This is a genomic window from Oerskovia sp. Root918, from assembly GCF_001428945.1.
Taxonomy (GTDB): Bacteria; Actinomycetota; Actinomycetes; order Actinomycetales; family Cellulomonadaceae; genus Oerskovia; species Oerskovia enterophila.
Window position 1 is genome coordinate 133,528 of record NZ_LMJG01000004.1, and the last position, 19,427, is coordinate 152,954.

Consider the following 19,427-nt stretch of genomic DNA (forward strand, 5'->3'; position numbering starts at 1 on the left):
TCTCCTCGGGATAGCGTCAGGAATCACCGTAACCACAATCTGTGACCAGCAAGGGGGCGCGAGGCATGTCGGAGGGCTCGGTTCGCTCACGGCGCAGCGCGTCGGAGGCCGGGACGCCCGGCGCGTCGAGCGCGCCCGGGGACGACGACGGCCGGGCGAGCGGCGCCGTCGGGCAGGGGGACGAACCGGCGACGGACGCCGGGTCGGACGGCCAGGACGAGCGGCCGGGCGCCGACGACGCGACCGTGGTCGTGGGCGAGGGGCGCGTCGCGGCACTCGTACGGGAGGCCCTCGGCGGGCGCGGCCCCGAGCGGGCGCCGGCCGAGTCCAACGATCTGGCCGCGCCGTGGGTCGAGGGCGCGCGGACCGTGGTCGTGGTCGCCCCCGCGGGAGAGTTCGGGATCAGGGCGCTCAAGGGCGAGACCCGCCGCGCGTTCCTCGTCGAGCAAGCGCGTCGCGTCGCCCGGGCGGCCGCTGCGCACGGCGTGCGCCAGGTCGTGGCCGTCACGTCCGCGATGGTGCACGGCGCGAGCGCCGACCGGCCCGTCGTCGAGGACGCCGAGCCCGTCTCGCCCGACGCCGCGGGCTTCGTCGCGGACCTCGTCGCGTTCGAGGAGGCGCTGGCCGACGAGCTGGACCTCGTCGACGAGCCCGTGCTGCTCGCGGTCCTGCGTCCCGCGGTCGTCGTCGGACCCGAGGTCGACACCATCCTCACGCGTCACTTCGAGGCCCCTCGCCTGCTCGTGGTCAAGGGCAGCGAACGCCCCTGGCAGCTCGTGCACACCGACGACCTCGCCGCGGCGGTCCGCCTCGTCGCCGCCGAGGGACGGTCCGGGGCGTTCACGGTCGGGGCGCTCGACGAGCACGGCGAGCCCGACGTCGTCACGCCCGCCGAGCTGGTCGAGCGCACGGGGCTCGCGACCGTGAGCCTGCCCGCGGCGACCGCGTTCGGTGCGGCCGAACGTCTGCACCGCGTGGGCGTGCTTCCGTCGCCCGCGAGCGACATGGCGTTCGTGGTGCACCCGTGGACCGTCTCCGCGCACGGACTGCACGAGGCCGGCTGGGCTCCTGCGTGGTCGAGCGCCGAGTGCGTCGACGTCCTCATGGACGGCGTCCGGGGCCGGATCGCGGTGGGTGGCCGCCGCGTGGGGGGCCGGGACGCCGCGGCGCTAGGGGCCGCGGGAGCGGCGGTCGCGCTCCTGGGGACGGCCGCGATCTGGCGGCAGGCCCGACGGCGGTGAGCCGCCTCGGGCGGTGACCTCGCCCCGGGTGCGGCTCGAGTCGGGTGCCCCGCGCGAGGTGAGGGGGGCTCGCGGCGTGCGCGACGTCGTCGGGCGCTGGCAGGAACCTCCCGGCCTGCCGCCAGCGAACCTTCAGGATTCTCGGGGATGATAGCGACGTGACAGAACCGCTCGCCCCCCGAGACCCGCACGAGCCCGCGCCCGGTCCCGACCCGTTCGGACCGCCGCCCGAGGACGACTACACGCCTCCTCCCGTGACGCGCCGCTCGCTCACGCTCGGGATCTCGTTGCTGGCCACGACCCTGCTGGTCGCGGGCCTCGCGGTCATGCCCGCGCCCTACGTGGTGCGCTCGCCCGGTCCCACGCAGGACACGCTCGGCGAGCAGAACGACCGCGAGCTCATCCAGATCGAGGGCGCCGAGACGTTCGACTCCACGGGCGAGCTGTTGCTGACCACCGTGTCGGTCGCCGGCGGTCCCGGGTACCCCGCGAACCTCTTCCAGGTGATCGAGGGCTGGGCCCAGCGTTCGCGGTCCGTGCGCCCCGTCGAGGAGACGTTCCCGCGCAACGTGACCCAGGAGCAGACGGCCGAGGAGAGCCAGGCCGAGATGCTGTCGTCGCAGGAGACCGCGACCGTGGCCGCGCTCACCGAGCTCGGCTACGAGGTGCCCGCGACCCTCACGATCCAGGGTGCGGCGAAGGACACGGGCGCGGCCGGCGTCGTCGAGGAGGGGGACGTCATCACGTCGGCCAACGGCAAGGACGTCGTGACCTACCAGGACCTCATCGACGAGCTCGCGACCGTGACCCCGGGCGAGGACGTGGTGCTGGGTGTCGACCGTGGCGGCGAGGCCGTCGACCTCACGATCACGACCCAGGAGGCCGACGGCAAGGCGATCCTCGGAGTCTTCATCGACCCCGACTTCGAGCTGCCGATCGACGTGAAGATCCAGATCGACGACATCGGTGGCCCCTCGGCGGGCACCATGTTCGCGCTCGGGATCATCGACCAGCTCACGCCCGAGGACGAGGCCGACGGCAACGTCATCGCGGGCACCGGGACCATGAGCGTCGAGGGGAACGTCGGGCCCATCGGCGGGATCCAGCAGAAGCTGTACGGCGCCGAGCGCGACGGCGCGACCTGGTTCCTGGCCCCCGAGTCGAACTGCGACGAGGTCGTCGGGAACGTGCCCGAGGGGCTGAACGTCGTCAAGATCGCGACCCTCGAGGACGCGCGCGACGCGATGGTCGCGATCGGCGCGGGCGAGGGCGAGAGCCTGCCGACGTGCACCTCGTGACCGCGGCGCACTGACGGCCGCACCGAACGGCTGCGGAATCGACGGCGGGGCCGGACGACCATGGTCGTCCGGCNAGCCGTCGGACGGCGCGGCGACGGACGGATCTGCACCACCGGAGAGGTCGGCGATCGGCGGAGCGTCCGGGGAGTGCTCCGTGCGGGGGTGGCGCGCAGCAGCTCGACGAGCCAGGCGGCTACTCGAACGTGGCGCGCAGCGCCTCGATGAGCCCGGGGACCAGGTCCGGCCCGAACGCCACGTCGTTCCCGTCGTCGTTGGCCCGGGTGCGCACCGCGCACCACGGGGTGCCGTCGCGCAGCACGCCGACCGCGAGGCGCACGTCCTGGCGGTCCGGGTGCGAGGACAGGTAGGCGAGCGCGGCCGCGGGGTCGGTCGGCAGGCCCTCCTCGGCCGAGGGCGGCAGGATGACGCGCTCGGCGACGATCGCCGCGCCGTCGACCGTCGACGGCCACGACAGCGTGCCGAGCAGCTCCTCGAGCGTCTCGGCGTCCGGCAGGCCCTCCTGCTCGACCGAGACCAGGTGGTCGGGGATGCCCCGCGCCGCGGTCACGACCTCGGGCGGGAGCTGGTCGGCCAGGCCCGGGTTGGCGGCGATCGCATCGGCCGTGCGCACGAGCGCGAACACGCGCGGGGGAGAGTCCCAGCCGTCGGCCGCGACGTGCGCCTCGACGTCGCGCACGGCGTCGGCGAGCGCGAGCTGGGCGAGGGGGACGATCGGCGCGGGGGCGTCGTCGGGCACGCCCGTGGGGACGGGTGCGGTGGGGTCGGCGGGCTGGTCGGGGGCCGGGGAGGTCGTGTCGGGCATGGCACCAGCATGTCAGGCCCGACGACGTCGGCGCAGTCGGCGGGTCCGGTCCCGGGTCCTGTGGGAACCTGGAACCGCTGCGGGCCGTTGACGGAATGGACGGCCTGTGGCCGGACCCTGTCAGGGCTGTGGACCACCTGTGGATGCGGGCGGTCGACGCGATCGACGGGGACCGGTGCAGACGCCCGACGACCTGACGCTCGACCGAACGCAAAGAGGTAAGCCCACCGTGTCATTCGCCGCAGCGCCACGACGCCCCGCAGGGCGCGAGGCCGGCTCCAAACGACGACGTAGCCCGCTCGGCATTGCCGTCGCAGTCGTGGCCGCCCTCGTCCTCCTGCTGTTCCTGCTCGCCCAGTTCTGGACCGAGGTCCTCTGGTTCACCCAGCTCGGCTTCCAGGACGTCCTGTGGACCGAGTGGGGGACCCGTGCGGCGCTGTTCGTCGGCGGCTTCCTGGTGATGGGAGGGCTCGTCTTCCTGTCCCTGTCGCTCGCCTACCGGTCACGCCCCATCTACGCGCCCTCGACGCCCGAGCAGGCGACGCTCGACCAGTACCGCGAGGCCGTCGAGCCGCTGCGCAAGGTCGTGACCGTCGCGGGGCCCGCCATCATCGGGTTCTTCGCCGGAGCGGCGGCGTCCTCGCAGTGGAGCACGGTCCTGCTGGCGATGAACTCGGTGCCCTTCGGCACCGACGACCCGCAGTACGGGATGGACATCTCGTTCTTCGTGTTCACGCTGCCCGTGCTGCGGTTCGTGGTCGGGTTCCTCATGGCCGCGGTCATCATCGCGGGCATCGGGGCGCTCGCGACGCACTACCTGTACGGCGGGCTGCGGATCGGCGCGGGGGCCGGCAACGGGCCCCGCACCACCAAGGCCGCGCGCGTGCAGCTCTCCGTGACGGCTGCGGTCCTCATGCTCCTCATCGGTGCGAACTACTGGCTCGACCGCTACTCGCTGCTGACCTCGACGGGTGACAAGTTCGACGGCGCCTCGTACGCCGACGTCAACGCCGTGATCCCCTCGAAGGCGATCCTGACCGGTGTCGCGATCCTCGTGGCGCTGCTGTTCGTGCTCACGGCGATCCGTGGGAACTGGCGCCTGCCCGCGATCGGGGTCGGCCTCATGGTGGTCTCCGCGATCGCGATCGGCGGCATCTATCCGGCCGTCGTCCAGCGCTTCCAGGTCGCGCCGAACGCCCAGGAGTTCGAGGCCGAGTACATCCAGCGCAACATCGACGCGACCAAGACCGCGTTCGGGCTCGACGACGTCGAGGCAGCGAACTACGACGCGAAGACCCAGGCCGAGGCGGGCGCCCTGCGCGCGGACGCCGACACGACCGCGTCGATCCGACTGCTCGACCCGCAGATCGTCAGCCCGACGTTCCGCCAGCTCCAGCAGAACAAGCAGTACTACAACTTCCAGGAGACCCTCTCGGTCGACCGGTACATGATCGACGGCGAGAGCCGTGACACCGTGATCGCGGTCCGCGAGCTCAACCTCGCCGGTCTGGGTGCGAGCCAGCGCAACTGGGTCAACGACCACACCGTGTACACGCACGGCTACGGCGTCGTCGCGGCGTACGGCAACCAGATCGGCCCGGGCGGGCAGCCGGCCTTCTACGAGGGGGACATCCCCTCGGTGGGGTCGCTGCCCGAGTACGAGCCGCGCATCTACTTCAGCCCGGACTCGACCCAGTACTCGATCGTCGGAGCCCCCGAGGGCACCCAGCCCTGGGAGTTCGACTACCCGGACGACGAGGCCGGTGGCCAGGTCAACAACACGTTCGGCGCCGAGGACGGTGCCGTGGCGGGCCCCAGCGTGGGCTCGTTCGGCACCAAGCTGCTCTACGCCCTCAAGTTCGGCTCCGAGCAGATCCTGTTCTCCGACCGTGTCACGACCGACTCGCAGATCGTGTACGACCGGTCGCCGCGCGACCGCGTCGCCAAGGTCGCCCCGTATCTGACGCTCGACGGCAAGGTCTACCCGGCCGTCGTCGACGGGCGCGTGAAGTGGATCGTCGACGGCTACACCACGACGAACAGCTACCCGTACTCGGCGTCGCAGCCCCTCGACGAGGCGACGCAGGACACCCTGACGGTCAACTCGCAGTCGGTCGCGGCCCTCGCGCCGCAGCAGGTCAACTACATCCGCAACTCGGTCAAGGCCACCGTCGACGCGTACGACGGCTCCGTGGACCTGTACGCGTGGGACACCGAGGACCCCGTCCTCAAGGCGTGGAACAACGTGTTCCCGACCTCGCTCCAGCCGATCTCCGAGATCAGCGGCGACCTCATGAGCCACCTGCGCTACCCCGAGGACATGTTCAAGGTCCAGCGCTCGCTGCTCACGAGCTACCACGTCGACGACGCACGCGAGTTCTTCTCGGGCCAGGACTTCTGGAACGTGCCGCGAGACCCCACGGTGCGCGGGGCCGGCACCAAGCCGTTCCAGCCGCCGTACTACCTGACGCTCCAGATGCCCGGTCAGGAGGCGCCGGCGTTCTCGCTCATGACGACGTTCATCCCGGGCGGCAACTCCGACCGAGAGATCCTCACGGGCTTCCTCGCGGTCGACGCCGAGGCCGGGAGCACGGCCGGCGTGAAGTCGGAGAGCTACGGGAAGCTCAGGCTGCTCGAGCTGCCGCGCAACGCCACGGTCCCCGGACCGGGCCAGGTGCAGAACACGTTCGACTCGGACCCCACGGTCTCCAACGAGCTGAACATCCTCAGCCGCGGCAACTCGACGGTCATCCACGGCAACCTGCTCACGCTTCCCGTGGGCGGCGGGCTGCTCTACGTGCAGCCCGTGTACGTCCAGGCGTCCGAAGGCACCAAGTTCCCGCTGCTGCGCAAGGTGCTGGTCAACTTCGGTGACCAGGTCGGGTTCGCGGACACGCTCGACGAAGCCCTCAACCAGGTCTTCGGGGGCGAGTCCGGTGCGGACGCGGGTGATGCCGGGGGCGAGGTCCTGCCGGAGATCCCGACGGACGGGGAGACCACCCCGCCGGCCGAGGGCACCGATCCCGGCACGGGCACCACGCCGGACACCGGCACCGAGAACCCCGAGGCGCGCGCCCAGCTCGACCAGGCGCTCCAGGCCGCCAGCCAGGCGATCAAGGACGGTCAGGCCGCCCTCGCCGAGGGTGACTTCGCGGCGTACGGCGAGTCGCAGGAACGCCTGCAGACCGCGCTCGAGTCGGCGATCGCCGCAGAGCAGCAGCTGGGGGACACCGCGACACCGTGACACGACGCCCCGCACGGGGTGCCCGAGCGGCGGCCACCCGTCGAGGTGAGCTGCACGACGACGGAGCGTCGCTCCTGATCCGAGAGGGTCGGGGGCGGCGCTCCGTCGTGTCTGGGGGAGCCGCCTCCCCGGTCGAGGGTGACAGGCTCGGACGTTGAGGGTGACCGACACGCGCGACCAGACGGCACGGTTTGTCATTTCTGGTACGGCAGGCAAGCATTGGGCCTCATGACCAGTGCAACCGTTTGCAGCAACGCTTACATCGTCGAGGGGGCGCTCGGCGCACTGCCGACGGTCGCGCTCATCCATCCGAGCGGCGCGGAGCTCGTCATCGCCCTCCGCGGCGCGACCGCGCTGGCCTGGCGCGCGCCGTGGGGCGAGCGCGAAGTGCGCGACCTCCTCGACGGGTACGAGGCTGAGTCCGAGCTGCTCGCGCAGGAGGCGACGCGCTCCGGGCTCATGTTCCCGTTCGCCAACCGTATCGCCGCGGGGACCTACACGTTCGACGGCGCCACGCACCACGTCCCGCCCGCGCCGGGCGAGGTGGGCACCCTGCACGGCTTCGTCCGGCTCCAGGACTGGGACGTCGTCCCCGACGCCGACGTCGACGGTCCCGCCAACGGTGCGGTCTCGGTGACGCTCGCGACGTGCGTCCGGTCGACCGACGTCGCAGGCTATCCGTTCGACCTCGAGACGAGGATCCGCTTCGAGCTGACCGAGCGGGCCCTCGACGTGACCTGGTCCTACCGCAACGTAGGGCAGGTCGCGGCGCCGGTCACGGCTGGTTGGCACCCGTACTTCCGCATCCCGGGCCACGCCACGATCGACGCCCTGGAGCTGCACGTGCCGGCGCGGGCGACCGTCGCGACGGATGCGCGCCTCATCCCGCTCGACGGCGAGGCGGCCCGGGAGGTGCGTGACGTCGTCGGGCCGCTGGGGCTCGCCGGGACCGCGCTCGACACCGCGTTCACCGACCTGGTGCCCGACACGGACGGCCGGGTCCGCACGCGTGTTCTCGATCCGGCGACCGGCGCGGGGGTCGAGGTGTGGCAGGAGCGCGGCAACATGCACGTCTACACGGGCGACGGGCTGGGCGCCCGGGCGCGGACGTCGATCGCGCTCGAACCCGTCGAGAGCCTGACGAACGCCTTCAACCGCCCCGACTGCTCGCAGCAGGTCCGGCTCGAGCCGGGGGAGGGGCGCGAGTTCCGCTTCGGGACCCGGGTGATCGCGCCGCGCGAGGGGTGAACGGGAGGCCGGGGTGCCCGATTTGGCGCCTCGGCCCATCTCCCGTAAGGTTGTGTTTACCGACGCGGGGTGGAGCAGCTCGGTAGCTCGCTGGGCTCATAACCCAGAGGTCGCAGGTTCAAATCCTGCCCCCGCTACAAAGGAAGGCCCCACCGGGCCTTCGTCATGTGTGGGGTATGACGCGCCCGTGAGGCGCTCTTCTCTCTGGTCGGCTCGGCGACGTGCTTCACCCTGATCGGCTCGGCGAGGCTCCTGCGGAGTCCTTGCGTCGCGCTGCGTGCCCGGATCAGTTGTCAGAACTGGGCCGGGCTCGACCCCGGGCCGGCTCTGACAACTGATCGGGCTGGTCGCGGTGCGGCTCACGAACGGGTGCGCGCCGCCGTGGCCTCGCTGCCCGGCCCGTTGCCGGATGGTGGCCCAGTGGCCGTTCGTCGTCCGCCTGTCAGGGGTCACATCGTCCGAGGTGTGACGTGGCCGACAGGGAATCAGGTAGGAGTGCAGGCCGAAGGTCGCGTAGAGTGGTGTTTACCGACGCGGGGTGGAGCAGCTCGGTAGCTCGCTGGGCTCATAACCCAGAGGTCGCAGGTTCAAATCCTGCCCCCGCTACAAAGGAAGGCCCCGTCATTTCCCGGGTTGCACGGTCCTGGATGGCGGCGTGTGCCCCGGATGAGTTGCCAGCTCTGACAACCGATCGCGACACGTCAGTCGGCGAGCGTGAAACCCGTGGTCCACTGGGTCGCACCCGAGCCCGCGAGCGTCATCTGGACGAAGCCGAGGGCCTCGAGCTCACGAGCGCGCTTGAGCGAGCCGGCGTCGACGCCCTTGAGCCCACCTGCACGGACCAGCTCGACGAGCGTGCTCTTGGCGTCGTTGTCGTCGCCCGCGACGAGGACCGTGGCGGTCTGGTCGGCCACCTGCCCGCTCGCGAGGGTCGAGGCGAAGTTGGTGTTGAACGCCTTGAGGACCTTGGCGGTCGGGGCGAGCGCGGCGATCTCTGCGGCGGCCGAGGAGTCGGCGGGCACGACGAGCGAGTCGAACGTGGCGAAGTCGACGGGGTTGGTCGGGTCGACGAGGACCTTGCCGTCGAGGCGGCCGGCGTACTGCGCGAGGACCTCGGGCACGGCGGGGTAGGGGAGCGCGAGGACCACGAGGTCGCCCGTGATCTCGTCACCCACGACGCCCGAGGTGAACGAGTCGCCCGAGCCGAGTGCCGCGGCCTTCTCGGCGTCGCGCGCCAGGACCTGGACCTGTGCGCCGGCGTCGAGGCCGATGCGCGCCACGCCTGCTGCGATGTTCCCTGCGCCGATGATCGTGATGCTGGTCATGAAGTCCTCCGGGGCTGCGACGTCGGCCCGAGCCGGCGTGATTGGTTGTCGATACAACTAACGTAGACCTGCTTAGTTGTCGTGTCAACCATCTTCGGTAGACTGGGTCCATGACCGACGACGTGCAATGGCTCTCCCCCCGCGAGCTGCGGACCTGGATGCGCCTCCAGGCCGTCTCCGAGCTCCTCCCGGGCGTGCTCGACGCCCAGCTCCAGCGCGACGCGCACCTGACCCACTTCGAGTACCTCGTGCTCGCGATGCTCTCCGAGGCCCAGGACCGCACGCTGCGCATGACGGACCTCGCGCTCAAGACCAACGCGACCCTTCCGCGCTTGTCGCACGTCGTGAAGCGGCTCGAGGGGCGCGGCTACGTGGAGCGCACGCCCTGCCCCGAGGACCGCCGGGCCACGCTCGCGGTCCTGACCGACGCAGGGTGGGCCAAGGTCGTCGCGACCGCACCCGGCCATGTCGGCACGGTGCGCGAGCACATCATCGACCGCCTCACCCCGGAGCAGGTCGAGCAGCTCGACGGGATCGCCCGGGCGATCCTCGAGTCCCTCGACACCGAGGGGCGGCTCGACGCGCTCCACCTCCCGGAGGACTGACGCGCGGTGTGATGCGCCCCACCGTCTCACCGGACGTCCCGCCTATGTCTCACCGCGTGGGACCGGCGTAGAGTCGACCTCCGGCGAGTCCCGGCAGCACGCGTCACCCGCGGCGGCCCGGTACCGCCTCGTCACCCTCCTGACCCCGGAAGGTCCTCATGCGCCGCCTGAACGCCGTGCTGCCCGTCGCAGCCGTCTCGACCGCCCTGCTCCTCGCGGGCTGCTCGTCCGACTCGTCGACCGACGCCGGTCCGTCCGGCGCAGCGACCCCCACGTGCGAGCCGGGCGCCCTGCCCACGCACACCGACGGCAAGCTGACCGTCGCCGCGGGCGAGGCCTACTCGCCCTGGTACATCGGTGAGCACGACAGCGGCGAGGGCTTCGAGTCCGCGCTCGTCTACGAGGTCGCCGACCGGCTCGGGTACGCCGAGGACGACGTCGAGTGGGAGCTCGTGACGTTCGAGCAGATCGTCAGCCCCAGCATCAAGGAGTTCGACTTCGCGGCCTGGCAGACGTCCATCTCGGACGAGCGCCGCAAGGCCGTCGACTTCTCGAGCCCCTACCTCACGACGCGTCAGGGCGTGATCGTGCAGGAGGCCGGCCCGTACGCCTCGGCCACGACGCTCGACGAGCTCAAGGACCTGCGCATCGGCGTCACGGCCGCCCAGACGAGCCTCACGCTCGCCAAGGCTGCGTTCGGCGACGACGCGAACCTCGTCCCGTTCAACGGTGCGGGTGACGGCATGACGGCGCTGCAGTCGGGCACGATCGACGTCATGATCATGGACGTCGACCAGGGCGTCGCGGCCTCGACCGAGTACTTCCCCGACTCCGTGGTCGTCGGCACGCTGCCGGACCAGGGCACGGTCGAGCAGTACGGCCTGGTCCTCGACCTCAACTCGACGCTCACCGAGTGCGTCTCTGCCGCGGTCGACGCGCTCGAGGCCGACGGCACGCTCGCCGAGCTGCGCACGACCTGGCTCAAGTCGGACGACATCCCCGAGCTGGGCTGAGATGAGCGAGGGCGCGTCGGGCGCCGCGCCACAGGACGGCCCCGTGCCCGACGACGGCGCTCGCCCCGCGAGCGCGGGCTGGACCCCGTCGCCCCTCGCCCGGGCGAGGGAGTCCTACCGGCGTGCGCGCCGCCGTCGGGCCGCGTGGGTGTCCGTCCTCTCGACCGTGGTCGTCGTCGCGGTCCTGTACGTCGTGGTGACCACGGCCCCCGGGTGGGAGCGCACGCGCGACGCGTTCTTCTCCCCGCAGAGCGCCTGGGACTCGCTCCCCGCGATCGCCGAGGGACTGTGGCTCAACCTGCGGGTGTGGGTCGTGGCGTCGGTCGTCGGGATGGTGCTCGGCATGACGCTCGCCGTGATCCGCACGAGCCGCATCCCGGCCCTGTTCCCGCTGCGCGCGTTCGCGGTCGCGTACGTCGACGTGTTCCGCGGCGTGCCGCTGCTGCTGGTCCTGCTGCTCGTCGGGTTCGGCCTGCCGGCGCTTCGGCTCGAGTGGCTGCCGACGTCGGGGGCGTTCCTCGGTGCGCTCGCGATCATCCTCACGTACACCGCGTACCTGGCCGAGGTGTTCCGGGCCGGGATCGAGTCGGTGCACCCGTCGCAGGTCTCGGCCGCGCGCTCGCTCGGCCTCACGCGCGCCCAGACGACCCGCAGGGTCGTCCTGCCGCAGGCCGTGCGGCACGTGACCGCCCCGCTCGCGAGCAACCTCGTCTCGCTCCAGAAGGACTCGGGGCTCATCTCGATCCTGGGTGCCGTGGACGCGATCCGGGCCGCGCAGATCGCGGCCTCGGGCAGCTACAACTTCACGCCCTACGTCGTGGCGGGCGTCCTGTTCCTGCTGGTCTCGATCCCGCTCACGCGTGTGGTCGACGTCTACTCGGCGCGCCAGGGCTGGCGCGGGTCGCTCGCGACCGTGAGCGGTGCGGGGGCCATCCGATGAGCCACCTGCTGTCCCTGCGCGGGATCCGCAAGACGTACGGCGAGCGCCTGGTGCTCGACGGGATCGACCTCGACGTCGACGAGCACCGCTGCGTCGTGCTCGTCGGGGCGTCGGGCTCGGGCAAGTCGACGCTGCTGCGCGTCGTGAACCTCCTGGAGGAGATCGACGACGGCGAGATCCTGCTCGACGGGCAGGACGTGGCGGACCCACGCCTCGACGCGAACGCCGTCCGGGCGCGCATGGGCCTGGTCTTCCAGTCGTACAACCTGTTCCCGCACATGAAGGTCATGGACAACGTGACCCTCGCCCCGCGCCTCGTGCACAAGCGGGGCCGCGCGGAGGCCGAGGCGGCGGCCGAGGCCATGCTGCGTCGGGTCGGCCTCGCGCACCGCATGACGGCCTACCCCGACCAGCTCAGCGGGGGAGAGCAGCAGCGGGCCGCGATCGCGCGGGCGCTCGTGTCCTCGCCCGAGCTCCTGCTGCTCGACGAGGTCACCTCGGCGCTCGATCCCGAGCTCGTCGGCGAGGTCCTCGACCTGCTCGCGGACCTGCGTGCCGAGGGCGTGACGATGCTCGTCGCGACCCACGAGATGGGCTTCGCGCGCGAGGTCGCCGACGAGGTCTGCTTCCTGCACCAGGGGCGCGTGCACGAGCGCGGCACGCCCGAGCAGGTCCTTGGCGACCCGCAGCGCGAGCGGACGCGGGAGTTCCTGCGCCGGCTGCGCTGAGGGCGTCGCAGCGGCCCTGCGGGGTTCGTGGCTTCCGCCGGGCGGTGCGCGCTCTTTCGTGCGCGGCCCGCGGCGCGCATGATGGAAGCAGGTTCCTCAGCGAGGAGGCACGACATGTTGGCAGCGGTGGGAGACAGGATCATCCGGGCCTCGGGGGTGGTGGGCGGCGCCGTGCGTGACGGCATGGTCGTCGAGGTCCAGCACGAGGACGGTTCGCCGCCCTTCCTGGTCGAGTGGGCCGACACGGGCGAACGGACCCTGGTCTACCCGGGGCCGGACACCCTGGTCCGCGCCCCGGTGGAGGGGGCCGTCGCGCACGAGGTCACGGTCCCGGTGCACTCGAAGTCATGGCACGTCCAGGTCAGCCTCGTGGAGAGCGAGGGGCGCACGACGGCGGAGGCCATCCTGGTCGGGGACGTCCCGTCCGAGCTCCACGCCGTGGGCAGGGCTCGCAAGGACCCCGGGGACTCCGAGATCGAGGCGATCGGCGACCACGTCGCCGCGGCGCGTGCGCTGCGCGCGCTCGCCGACCGGCTGCTCGGCCTCGCGGAGTCGGAGATCGAGGGCTCCACGGGAGTGCCCGCGCACGTGCACCACTGAGTGGAGGCGCGGCAGGCCCGGGACCCGGTGACGACTGACCCCACGTCGGTCGGCGGTCGTACGCCGTGAGCAGCGCCTGGCATGACGGGAGGGCGGCGCGATGAACAGCAGCGCCGGCGCCGGCCCGCGCTTCGTCGCCACGGGCGTCGCCTCGCTCCTGACCACGATCCTCGGGGTGTGGCAGTAGTGGCAGACGCGTCCGTCACAGCGGTCCGCGCCGTCGTGCACGGTCACGTGCAGGGCGTCGGCTTCCGCTGGGCCACCGCACGCCGGGCGGCCGAGCTGGGCCTCGCGTGCGAGGCCCAGAACCTGCCCGACGGGACCGTGCTCGTCACGGCCCGTGGAGCGGTGTCCGCGGTCGACGCCCTGGTCGCCTGGTTGCGCAGCGACCGGACGCCGGGCCGGGTGACGGGCGTCGACGTGCGGCCGGTGTGATGCTGGGGCACATGACCTCCGCACCGGGCAGCCCTGCCACGCCGCGAGCCACCGACCTCGTCCCGCCCGACGCCCACGTGTTCGGGAACCCCGACGCCCCCGTGACGATCGTCGAGTTCGGCGACTTCGAGTGCCCCTACTGCCACGACGCGGCGCCCGCGCTGCGATCGGTCGTCGAGGAGTCCGGCGGGCAGGTGCGCTTGGTCTTCCGCCACTTCCCGCTCTTCGAGGTGCACCCGTACGCGCTCACTGCGGCGCTCGCGGCCGAGGCGGCCGGGGAGCAGGGCCGGTTCTGGGACATGCACGACCTCCTGTTCGCGCACCAGGACCGGCTCGACGACACGGCCCTCGCGCACTGGGCGCAGAAGCTCGGGCTCGACGGTGCGAGCGTGGTCGGCGACGCGGCGCAGCGGCACGGCGACGTCGTCGAGCGTGACTACCTGGCCGGGGCCGCGCTCGGGGTGCGCGGGACGCCCACGGTGTACGTCGACGGCGAGAGGTACCGCGGGCGCGTGACCGAGGACGGCCTGCGTGCCGCGGTCGCCGCCGCACTGGCCGCCGCAGGTCAGGGCGCCTGAGGGGTCCCGTCCTCCGGAGCAGGCAGTGACGGCGCCCCCGCGGCGTCGGGGGCAGCAGGCTCGTCCCGGTCCTGGGGCTCACGGGGAGGTGCCGGGTCGTCCGGCCCGGTCCCACCGGCGGCCGGTTCGCCCACGGGGCGGGTCGGGATCAGCCGCGCGAAGAAGAGCGCGAGCAGGGCCACGACCGCGAGGACCGCGAGGCTCGCCCGGAGCCCTGTGATGCGCGCGGCCTCGTTCTCGGCCGTGATCGCGGCGACCTCGTCGTCGGGCAGGCCAGCGGCCGTGAGCGCCTCCTCGACCTGGGCGTCGGAGATGAAGGGGACCCCGCCCGCGAGCTCGACCTGGGCCGTCGCGGCGACCTCGGCGCGGACCGCCGGGTTGTCCGCGACCCCCTGGAGGAACGTGGCCGTGAGGCCCGCGATGAGCACCGACCCGGCGAGCGCGGTGCCGAGCGAGGCCCCCAGGTTCGTCAGGGTGTTCTGCAGCCCGCCGACGTCGCCGCTCTGCTCATCGGGCACGGCCGAGACCGTCACGGCCCCGAGCTGCGAGGCCAGCGCCCCCACGCCGAGCCCGGCGAGGGCCAGGGGAACCGTGACCACCTCGGCGCCGGCCCCCACCTCGAGCCCTGCCAGCAGGCTCACGATCCCCGCGAGCAGCGAGGCGACGCCCCAGCGGACGACCGTGCGCGGCGAGGCGCGCGGGAAGAAGCGCGGGATCCCGACCGCGGCGATCAGGAGCGTCACGGACAGCGGCAGCAGGCGGATGCCCGTGTCGAGCGCGGACATCCCCAGTGCGACCGACAGGTACAGGGGGACCGTGAAGAACAGCCCGGCCTGGAGCAGGAACTGGAAGAAGAACATCGTCAGGCCGCCGTTGAGCTGCGCGTTGCGCAGCATGTCGGGCCGCACGAGCGGCTCCTTGCCCGCCGCGACGACGCGGTGCTCCCACGCGAAGAACAGCCGCACGACCAGCAGCCCCGCGAGGATCAGCCAGATGGTCGGGGACAGCCCGATCCACGAGGGTCCGCCTGGTCGCGTCTGGACCCAGCCCCACTCGCCCGAGCGCAGCACGCCGAACACCGCGACGCCCAGGCCGATCGCCGAGAGCGCCGCGCCGACCAGGTCGAGCCGGAACCTCGGGCCGAGCGGGGCGTCGGCGATCTTGCGCGTGAGCAGCAGGATCACGGCCACGATCACGACCTCGCCCGCGAACACGTAGCGCCACGTCCAGTACGTCGTGACGAGCCCGCCGATGAGCGGGCCGGCCGCCACGGCGATGGCGCCCGCCGAGGCCACGAGACCGTAGGCGCGCGGTCGGTCGGGGGCGGCGAAGTTCGAGGCGACGAGCGCCACGATCGCGGGCATGATGAGCGCCGCGCCGATCCCCTCCAGGAAGGACCAGCCGAAGATCAGGACGCCGAGGTTCGGTGCCAGGGCGGTCGTGAAGGACCCGCACGCGTAGATCACGCAGCCGATCACGAAGGCCCGACGGCGTCCGATCAGCCCGCCGATCTTGCCACCAGGGATCATGAGCGTGGCCATGACGAGCGTGTAGAGCGTGATCGCGGTCTGGATGCCGGTCACGGTGGTACCCACGTCGTGCGCGACCTGGGCGATCGACACGTTCATGACCGAGCTGTCGAGCGTCATGACGAACTGGCCCGAGGCGAGCGTCAGCAGGACGATGCCCGTGGCGCGCTCAGCGGTGCGTGGCACGGTCTGCTCTGGTGCTGCGCGAGCCCATGGTCGCCCCTGTCGTCTGCGTCGCGGCAGCGGGCCGCCGACGACCCGCTGAGAGTCTCAGTGTGTCGCCCGGGGGGCGGACGGGCCACCGCACGAGGGGGGCCGGTGGCAAGGAGGTCTACGCGTCGGCGTCCTGCGTGGCCTCGGGCGCCCGCCACGGTCTCGGGGGCAGCCCGGGCGGCGGTCCGGGGGACTCGGGCGAGCACAGCGGCAGCCGCTCGCCCAGGATGCGCAGCGTCACGGAGCCCGCGACCGCGGCGACCAGCGAGCCCGCGAGGATCCCGATCTTGGCCTGCTCGACCAGCGCCTCGTCGTCGAACGCGAGCTCGGCGATGAACAGCGAGATGGTGAACCCGATCCCGGCGAGCATCGCACCGCCCAGCAGGTGCGAGTAGCGCACGCGCCCGGGCAGGTCGCCCAGGCCGAGACGCAGCGCGAGGGCCGAGGCGCCGAAGATCCCGACGGCGTTGCCCACCACGAGCGCGACCGCGACGCCGATCGTCAGCCGGGACGTCATCGCGGCCGACAACGACTCGGCGTCGAGCTGCACGCCCGCGTTGGCCAGACCGAACACGGGGACCACGACGTACGCGCTCCACGGGTGCAGGACGCGCTGGAGCCGGTCGCTCGCGGGGACCGCTGCGCGCGCGGCGAGCTCGGTCAGGTGCTCGCGCTCCGCGGTCGTCTCCTCGCGCAGCCGCTGGGCGTACCCCGGGACGTCGTCGACCTGGTCGCGTCGCGACCGGCGCGACGGGATGAGCAGCCCGACGAGCACGCCCGCGAGCGTCGCGTGGACGCCCGAGGAGTACACCGCGAGCCACAGGGCCACGCCCACGCCCACGTAGGGCGCGAGGCGCCAGACACCGAGCCAGCGCATCACGAGGAGCGCGACCACGAGCACTCCCGCGATGCCCAGCCCGGGCAGCCACACGCCGTCGTTGTAGAAGACGGCCATCACCGTGATGGCCCCGATGTCGTCGACGACCGCGAGCGTCAGCAGGAACAGCCGGAGCCGGTCGGGGCAGCGCGGGCCGAACAGTGCGAGGACCCCCACGAGGAACGCGGTGTCGGTCGACATGACCACGCCCCAGCCGTGCTGCGCGTCGGTGCCCGCGTTGAACGCCAGGTAGATCAGCGCGGGCACCAGGAGGCCGCCCAGCGCGCCGAGCGCGGGGACCGCGACCGTCCGGCGGTTGCGGAGCTCGCCGCTCGTGACCTCGCGGTTGATCTCGAGGCCGATCACCAGGAAGAAGATCGCCATCGCGGCGTCGTTGACCCAGTGGTGCAGGTCCATGTCGAGCGACCAGTCGCCGAGGTGCATGCCGGCCGTGGTGGACCACAGGTCCTCGTACGCGGCCGACCACGGCGAGTTCGCCCACACGAGCGCGATCACGGTCGCCGCGAGGAGGAGCACCGCGCCGCCCGCCTCGGTCGCCAGGAACTGCCGGACGGCCGGGGCGACGGGACGCACGGGGAAGCGCAGGGGCGGTCCTGGGCGCTGGTCGAGCGTGGGGAGGAGCGGGCGCCCGCCGGGCTGGGTCGGCGGGACCGGGGGAGTGGACGTCACCGCTCCAAGGTCGCAGCGCGCGGCGCCGGGCGCAACGGGTGTCCGGAACCGTGCGGGCCGCCTGCGCGAGGCGTCCGTGCCTCGCGTCCCTCGCTGCTAGCGTCAACCGATGGATACCTCTGACACGCACGCCGCGCACCTCGAGAGAGCCGTTGCCGTCGCCGTCGCGAACGTCGCCGCCGACGGGGGGCCGTTCGGAGCGTTGCTCGTGACCTCGGACGGACAGGTCTTCGAGGGCGCCAACCGCGTGACCTCGACCAACGACCCGACTGCTCATGCGGAGGTCGTCGCGATCCGAGCGGCCTGCGCCGCCCTGGGGACGTTCGACCTTCGAGGGTCGGTGCTCTACGCGAGCTGCGAGCCGTGCCCCATGTGCCTGGCGGCAGGCCTCTGGGCACGGGTCGACGCGATCTGGTTCGCGGCCGACCGAGGAGACGCGGCACGCGCAGGGTTCGACGACGCCGCGTTCTACGAGTTCTTCGCGGAGGCTCCTGAGGACCGTTCGCCGCCCGTCCGGCGGCAGCGCACCGCATCGTCGGGCGAGCCGTTCGACGCCTGGCGCGCGCTCGACTCTCACACCGGCTACTGAGCCCGCTGGGCGTTCGTGCTCGCGGCAGCCCGGTCGTGACAGGCTGGGGCAAGGTGGCCCTGGGCGGGGCCCGGACGAGGAGCAGAAGTGACAGCAGAGCGGGTTGCGCCGAGCACCGAGGGATCGAGCGGCCCGACGACGGGGCTCGCCGTCGGTGCAGAGACGGCACCGGCGGAGAGTCCACCGTCGGCGACGGGCGTGGTGCGGGTGAGCGTCGAGCAGCACCGTCGCGAGGTCGAGGCGCTCCTGGGCCCCGCGTTCGCCGGTCGCGGCTCCGAGCGCGTGACGATCGCCGACGCGCTCGACCGGGTGCTCGCGACCGACCTGCACGCACCGTCTCCCCTGCCCGGGTTCCGCAGCTCCCAGATGGACGGGTACGCGGTGCGGTCCGCGGACGTCTCAGGCGCGACCGAGGGGAGCCCTGTGCTGCTGCCCGTCGTCGCGGAGATCCCCGCGGGGCCGGGCGTGCCCGCCCCGCTCGCCGCGCGGACCGCGGCCCGGATCATGACCGGAGCCGTCGTGCCCGAGGGGAGCGACGCCGTCGTGCCCGTCGAGGACACCGACGCCGCGCGCTTCGGTGCACGCACGGCCGGGGCCACGCGAGGGACCCTCGGGGACCAGGTCGGCGTGCTGGCGCCGCGCGGGGTCGGAGAGTTCGTCCGCGACGTCGGGTCCGACGTCGGCGCAGGCGACGTGGTCCTGCCCGCCGGGACGCTCCTGGGACCGCAGCACCTGGCCGCGGCCGCGTCGTGCGGGGTGGCCGAGCTCGACGTCGTGGTGCGCGTACGTGTTGCGGTCGTCTCGACCGGGACCGAGGTCGTCGAGCCCGGGCAGGTCGCGGTCCCCGGGCAGGTCTACGACGCGAACCTCACCGGGCTCTCGGCCGCGGCCCGGCGGGCCGGCGCCGTCGTGACCCTGGCCGAGCGCACGGGGGACGACCCTGCCGAGCTGTCGGCCGTGCTCGCACGGGCCGCGCAGGAGGCGGACCTGATCCTCACGTCGGGCGGTGTGAGCCAGGGGGCGTACGAGGTCGTCAAGGACACCCTGGGGGACGGGGTGACCTTCCGTCCCGTCGCGATGCAGCCCGGCGGGCCGCAGGGCTTCGGCACCGTCCACGGGACGCCGGTCCTGACCTTCCCGGGCAACCCGGTCAGCGCCCAGGTCTCGTTCGTGGTGTTCGCGCGCGAGGTCCTCGAACGCGCGGCGGGGAGACCGCGACGCGACCCCGAGACCCGCAGGACCGTCGAGGTGATCGTCTCGCCGCCGGGCAAGCGGCAGATGCTGCGGGGGCGCACGGGGCCGGACGGGAGCGTCACGGTCGTCGGCGGCGCGGGATCGCACCTCGTGGCGACCATGGCCGCGGCCGACGTGCTGATCGAGGTGCCCGAGGGTGTCGAACGCGTCGCGGCGGGCGAGCAGGTACGGGTCGTGAGGCTGTGAGCGGGATGGAC

At 72.7% G+C, this 19,427-nt stretch carries 17 protein-coding genes and 2 tRNA genes; 15 read left to right on the top strand and 4 right to left on the bottom strand.

Annotated elements, in window-relative coordinates; translation table 11 throughout:
• Positions 1–41 precede the first annotated feature (41 nt).
• Both ASE27_RS06570 and ASE27_RS06575 read left to right on the top strand, forming a co-directional pair.
• Positions 42–1,241, top strand: coding sequence for a hypothetical protein (locus tag ASE27_RS06570; protein WP_082608631.1), 1,200 nt, complete (start codon positions 42–44; stop codon positions 1,239–1,241).
• Positions 1,242–1,399: 158 nt separating this feature from the next.
• Complete coding sequence (locus tag ASE27_RS06575; RefSeq protein ID WP_235534240.1) at positions 1,400–2,539, top strand: PDZ domain-containing protein; 1,140 nt, start codon at positions 1,400–1,402, stop codon at positions 2,537–2,539.
• Between the two features lie 193 nt (positions 2,540–2,732).
• On the opposite strand, the gene ASE27_RS06580 is transcribed toward ASE27_RS06575, so the two are convergent.
• Positions 2,733–3,362 carry a PPA1309 family protein gene (locus tag ASE27_RS06580; protein WP_082608632.1) on the bottom strand — a complete coding sequence of 210 codons (630 nt, stop codon included), beginning with the start codon at positions 3,360–3,362 and terminating at the stop codon, positions 2,733–2,735.
• Positions 3,363–3,591: 229 nt separating this feature from the next.
• Here ASE27_RS06580 and ASE27_RS06585 point away from each other — a divergent pair, with 229 nt between their 5' ends.
• The 4 genes from ASE27_RS06585 (at position 3,592) to ASE27_RS06600 (ending at position 8,460) form a co-directional block, all read left to right on the top strand.
• Positions 3,592–6,606 carry a UPF0182 family protein gene (locus ASE27_RS06585; RefSeq protein ID WP_056647772.1) on the top strand — a complete coding sequence of 1,005 codons (3,015 nt, stop codon included), beginning with the start codon at positions 3,592–3,594 and terminating at the stop codon, positions 6,604–6,606.
• Between the two features lie 228 nt (positions 6,607–6,834).
• Positions 6,835–7,854, top strand: coding sequence for an aldose 1-epimerase (locus ASE27_RS06590; protein ID WP_056647775.1), 1,020 nt, complete (start codon positions 6,835–6,837; stop codon positions 7,852–7,854).
• Positions 7,855–7,917: 63 nt separating this feature from the next.
• A tRNA-Met gene (locus ASE27_RS06595) sits at positions 7,918–7,991 on the top strand.
• Positions 7,992–8,386: 395 nt separating this feature from the next.
• Positions 8,387–8,460 (top strand) — tRNA-Met (locus tag ASE27_RS06600).
• Between the two features lie 95 nt (positions 8,461–8,555).
• Here ASE27_RS06600 and ASE27_RS06605 read toward each other — a convergent pair.
• Positions 8,556–9,179 carry an NADPH-dependent F420 reductase gene (locus ASE27_RS06605; protein ID WP_056647779.1) on the bottom strand — a complete coding sequence of 208 codons (624 nt, stop codon included), beginning with the start codon at positions 9,177–9,179 and terminating at the stop codon, positions 8,556–8,558.
• 110 nt (positions 9,180–9,289) lie between these two features.
• On the opposite strand from ASE27_RS06605, the gene ASE27_RS06610 reads away from it, so the two are divergent.
• The 7 genes from ASE27_RS06610 (at position 9,290) to ASE27_RS06640 (ending at position 14,078) form a co-directional block, all read left to right on the top strand.
• A complete protein-coding gene (locus tag ASE27_RS06610; protein ID WP_056647782.1) occupies positions 9,290–9,784 on the top strand; it encodes a MarR family winged helix-turn-helix transcriptional regulator in 495 nt (164 codons plus the stop codon).
• Between the two features lie 158 nt (positions 9,785–9,942).
• Entirely contained in the window at positions 9,943–10,797 is an 855-nt protein-coding gene (locus tag ASE27_RS06615) for an ABC transporter substrate-binding protein (RefSeq protein WP_056647785.1), read from the top strand.
• Position 10,798: 1 nt separating this feature from the next.
• Entirely contained in the window at positions 10,799–11,737 is a 939-nt protein-coding gene (locus tag ASE27_RS06620) for an amino acid ABC transporter permease (RefSeq protein ID WP_082608633.1), read from the top strand.
• Complete coding sequence (locus tag ASE27_RS06625; protein WP_056647788.1) at positions 11,734–12,465, top strand: amino acid ABC transporter ATP-binding protein; 732 nt, start codon at positions 11,734–11,736, stop codon at positions 12,463–12,465. Before ASE27_RS06620 ends, ASE27_RS06625 begins: the two co-directional genes overlap by 4 nt.
• 114 nt (positions 12,466–12,579) lie before the next feature.
• A complete protein-coding gene (locus tag ASE27_RS06630; protein ID WP_056647791.1) occupies positions 12,580–13,065 on the top strand; it encodes a dsRBD fold-containing protein in 486 nt (161 codons plus the stop codon).
• A 177-nt stretch (positions 13,066–13,242) separates the two neighbouring features.
• Entirely contained in the window at positions 13,243–13,500 is a 258-nt protein-coding gene (locus ASE27_RS06635) for an acylphosphatase (RefSeq protein ID WP_235534239.1), read from the top strand.
• 11 nt (positions 13,501–13,511) lie between these two features.
• On the top strand, positions 13,512–14,078 hold the full coding sequence (locus ASE27_RS06640) for a thioredoxin domain-containing protein (RefSeq protein WP_157257416.1): 567 nt from the start codon (positions 13,512–13,514) through the stop codon (positions 14,076–14,078).
• Here ASE27_RS06640 and ASE27_RS06645 read toward each other — a convergent pair.
• Positions 14,066–15,793: an MFS transporter gene (locus ASE27_RS06645; RefSeq protein WP_235534238.1), complete on the bottom strand. Its 1,728-nt coding sequence runs from the start codon at positions 15,791–15,793 to the stop codon at positions 14,066–14,068. The genes ASE27_RS06640 and ASE27_RS06645 overlap by 13 nt on opposite strands.
• A gap of 145 nt (positions 15,794–15,938) precedes the next feature.
• Positions 15,939–17,387 carry a Na+/H+ antiporter NhaA gene (gene nhaA / locus ASE27_RS06650; protein ID WP_082608636.1) on the bottom strand — a complete coding sequence of 483 codons (1,449 nt, stop codon included), beginning with the start codon at positions 17,385–17,387 and terminating at the stop codon, positions 15,939–15,941.
• Positions 17,388–17,496: 109 nt separating this feature from the next.
• Here nhaA and ASE27_RS06655 point away from each other — a divergent pair, with 109 nt between their 5' ends.
• Positions 17,497–17,976: a nucleoside deaminase gene (locus ASE27_RS06655; protein WP_056647801.1), complete on the top strand. Its 480-nt coding sequence runs from the start codon at positions 17,497–17,499 to the stop codon at positions 17,974–17,976.
• 87 nt (positions 17,977–18,063) lie between these two features.
• Entirely contained in the window at positions 18,064–19,416 is a 1,353-nt protein-coding gene (gene glp, locus ASE27_RS06660; protein ID WP_235534235.1) for a gephyrin-like molybdotransferase Glp, read from the top strand.
• Positions 19,417–19,427 lie beyond the last annotated feature (11 nt).

Bases quoted from the DNA above. Each gene is read 5' to 3' on its own strand.
- ASE27_RS06625 (WP_056647788.1), top strand. From the start codon at position 11,734: ATGAGCCACCTGCTGTCCCTGCGCGGGATCCGCAAGACGTACGGCGAG.
- ASE27_RS06655 (WP_056647801.1), top strand. From the start codon at position 17,497: ATGGATACCTCTGACACGCACGCCGCGCACCTCGAGAGAGCCGTTGCC.
- ASE27_RS06605 (WP_056647779.1), bottom strand. From the start codon at position 9,179: ATGACCAGCATCACGATCATCGGCGCAGGGAACATCGCAGCAGGCGTG.
- ASE27_RS06615 (WP_056647785.1), top strand. From the start codon at position 9,943: ATGCGCCGCCTGAACGCCGTGCTGCCCGTCGCAGCCGTCTCGACCGCC.
- ASE27_RS06620 (WP_082608633.1), top strand. From the start codon at position 10,799: ATGAGCGAGGGCGCGTCGGGCGCCGCGCCACAGGACGGCCCCGTGCCC.
- ASE27_RS06580 (WP_082608632.1), bottom strand. From the start codon at position 3,362: ATGCCCGACACGACCTCCCCGGCCCCCGACCAGCCCGCCGACCCCACC.
- ASE27_RS06630 (WP_056647791.1), top strand. From the start codon at position 12,580: ATGTTGGCAGCGGTGGGAGACAGGATCATCCGGGCCTCGGGGGTGGTG.
- ASE27_RS06590 (WP_056647775.1), top strand. From the start codon at position 6,835: ATGACCAGTGCAACCGTTTGCAGCAACGCTTACATCGTCGAGGGGGCG.
- ASE27_RS06640 (WP_157257416.1), top strand. From the start codon at position 13,512: ATGACCTCCGCACCGGGCAGCCCTGCCACGCCGCGAGCCACCGACCTC.
- ASE27_RS06610 (WP_056647782.1), top strand. From the start codon at position 9,290: ATGACCGACGACGTGCAATGGCTCTCCCCCCGCGAGCTGCGGACCTGG.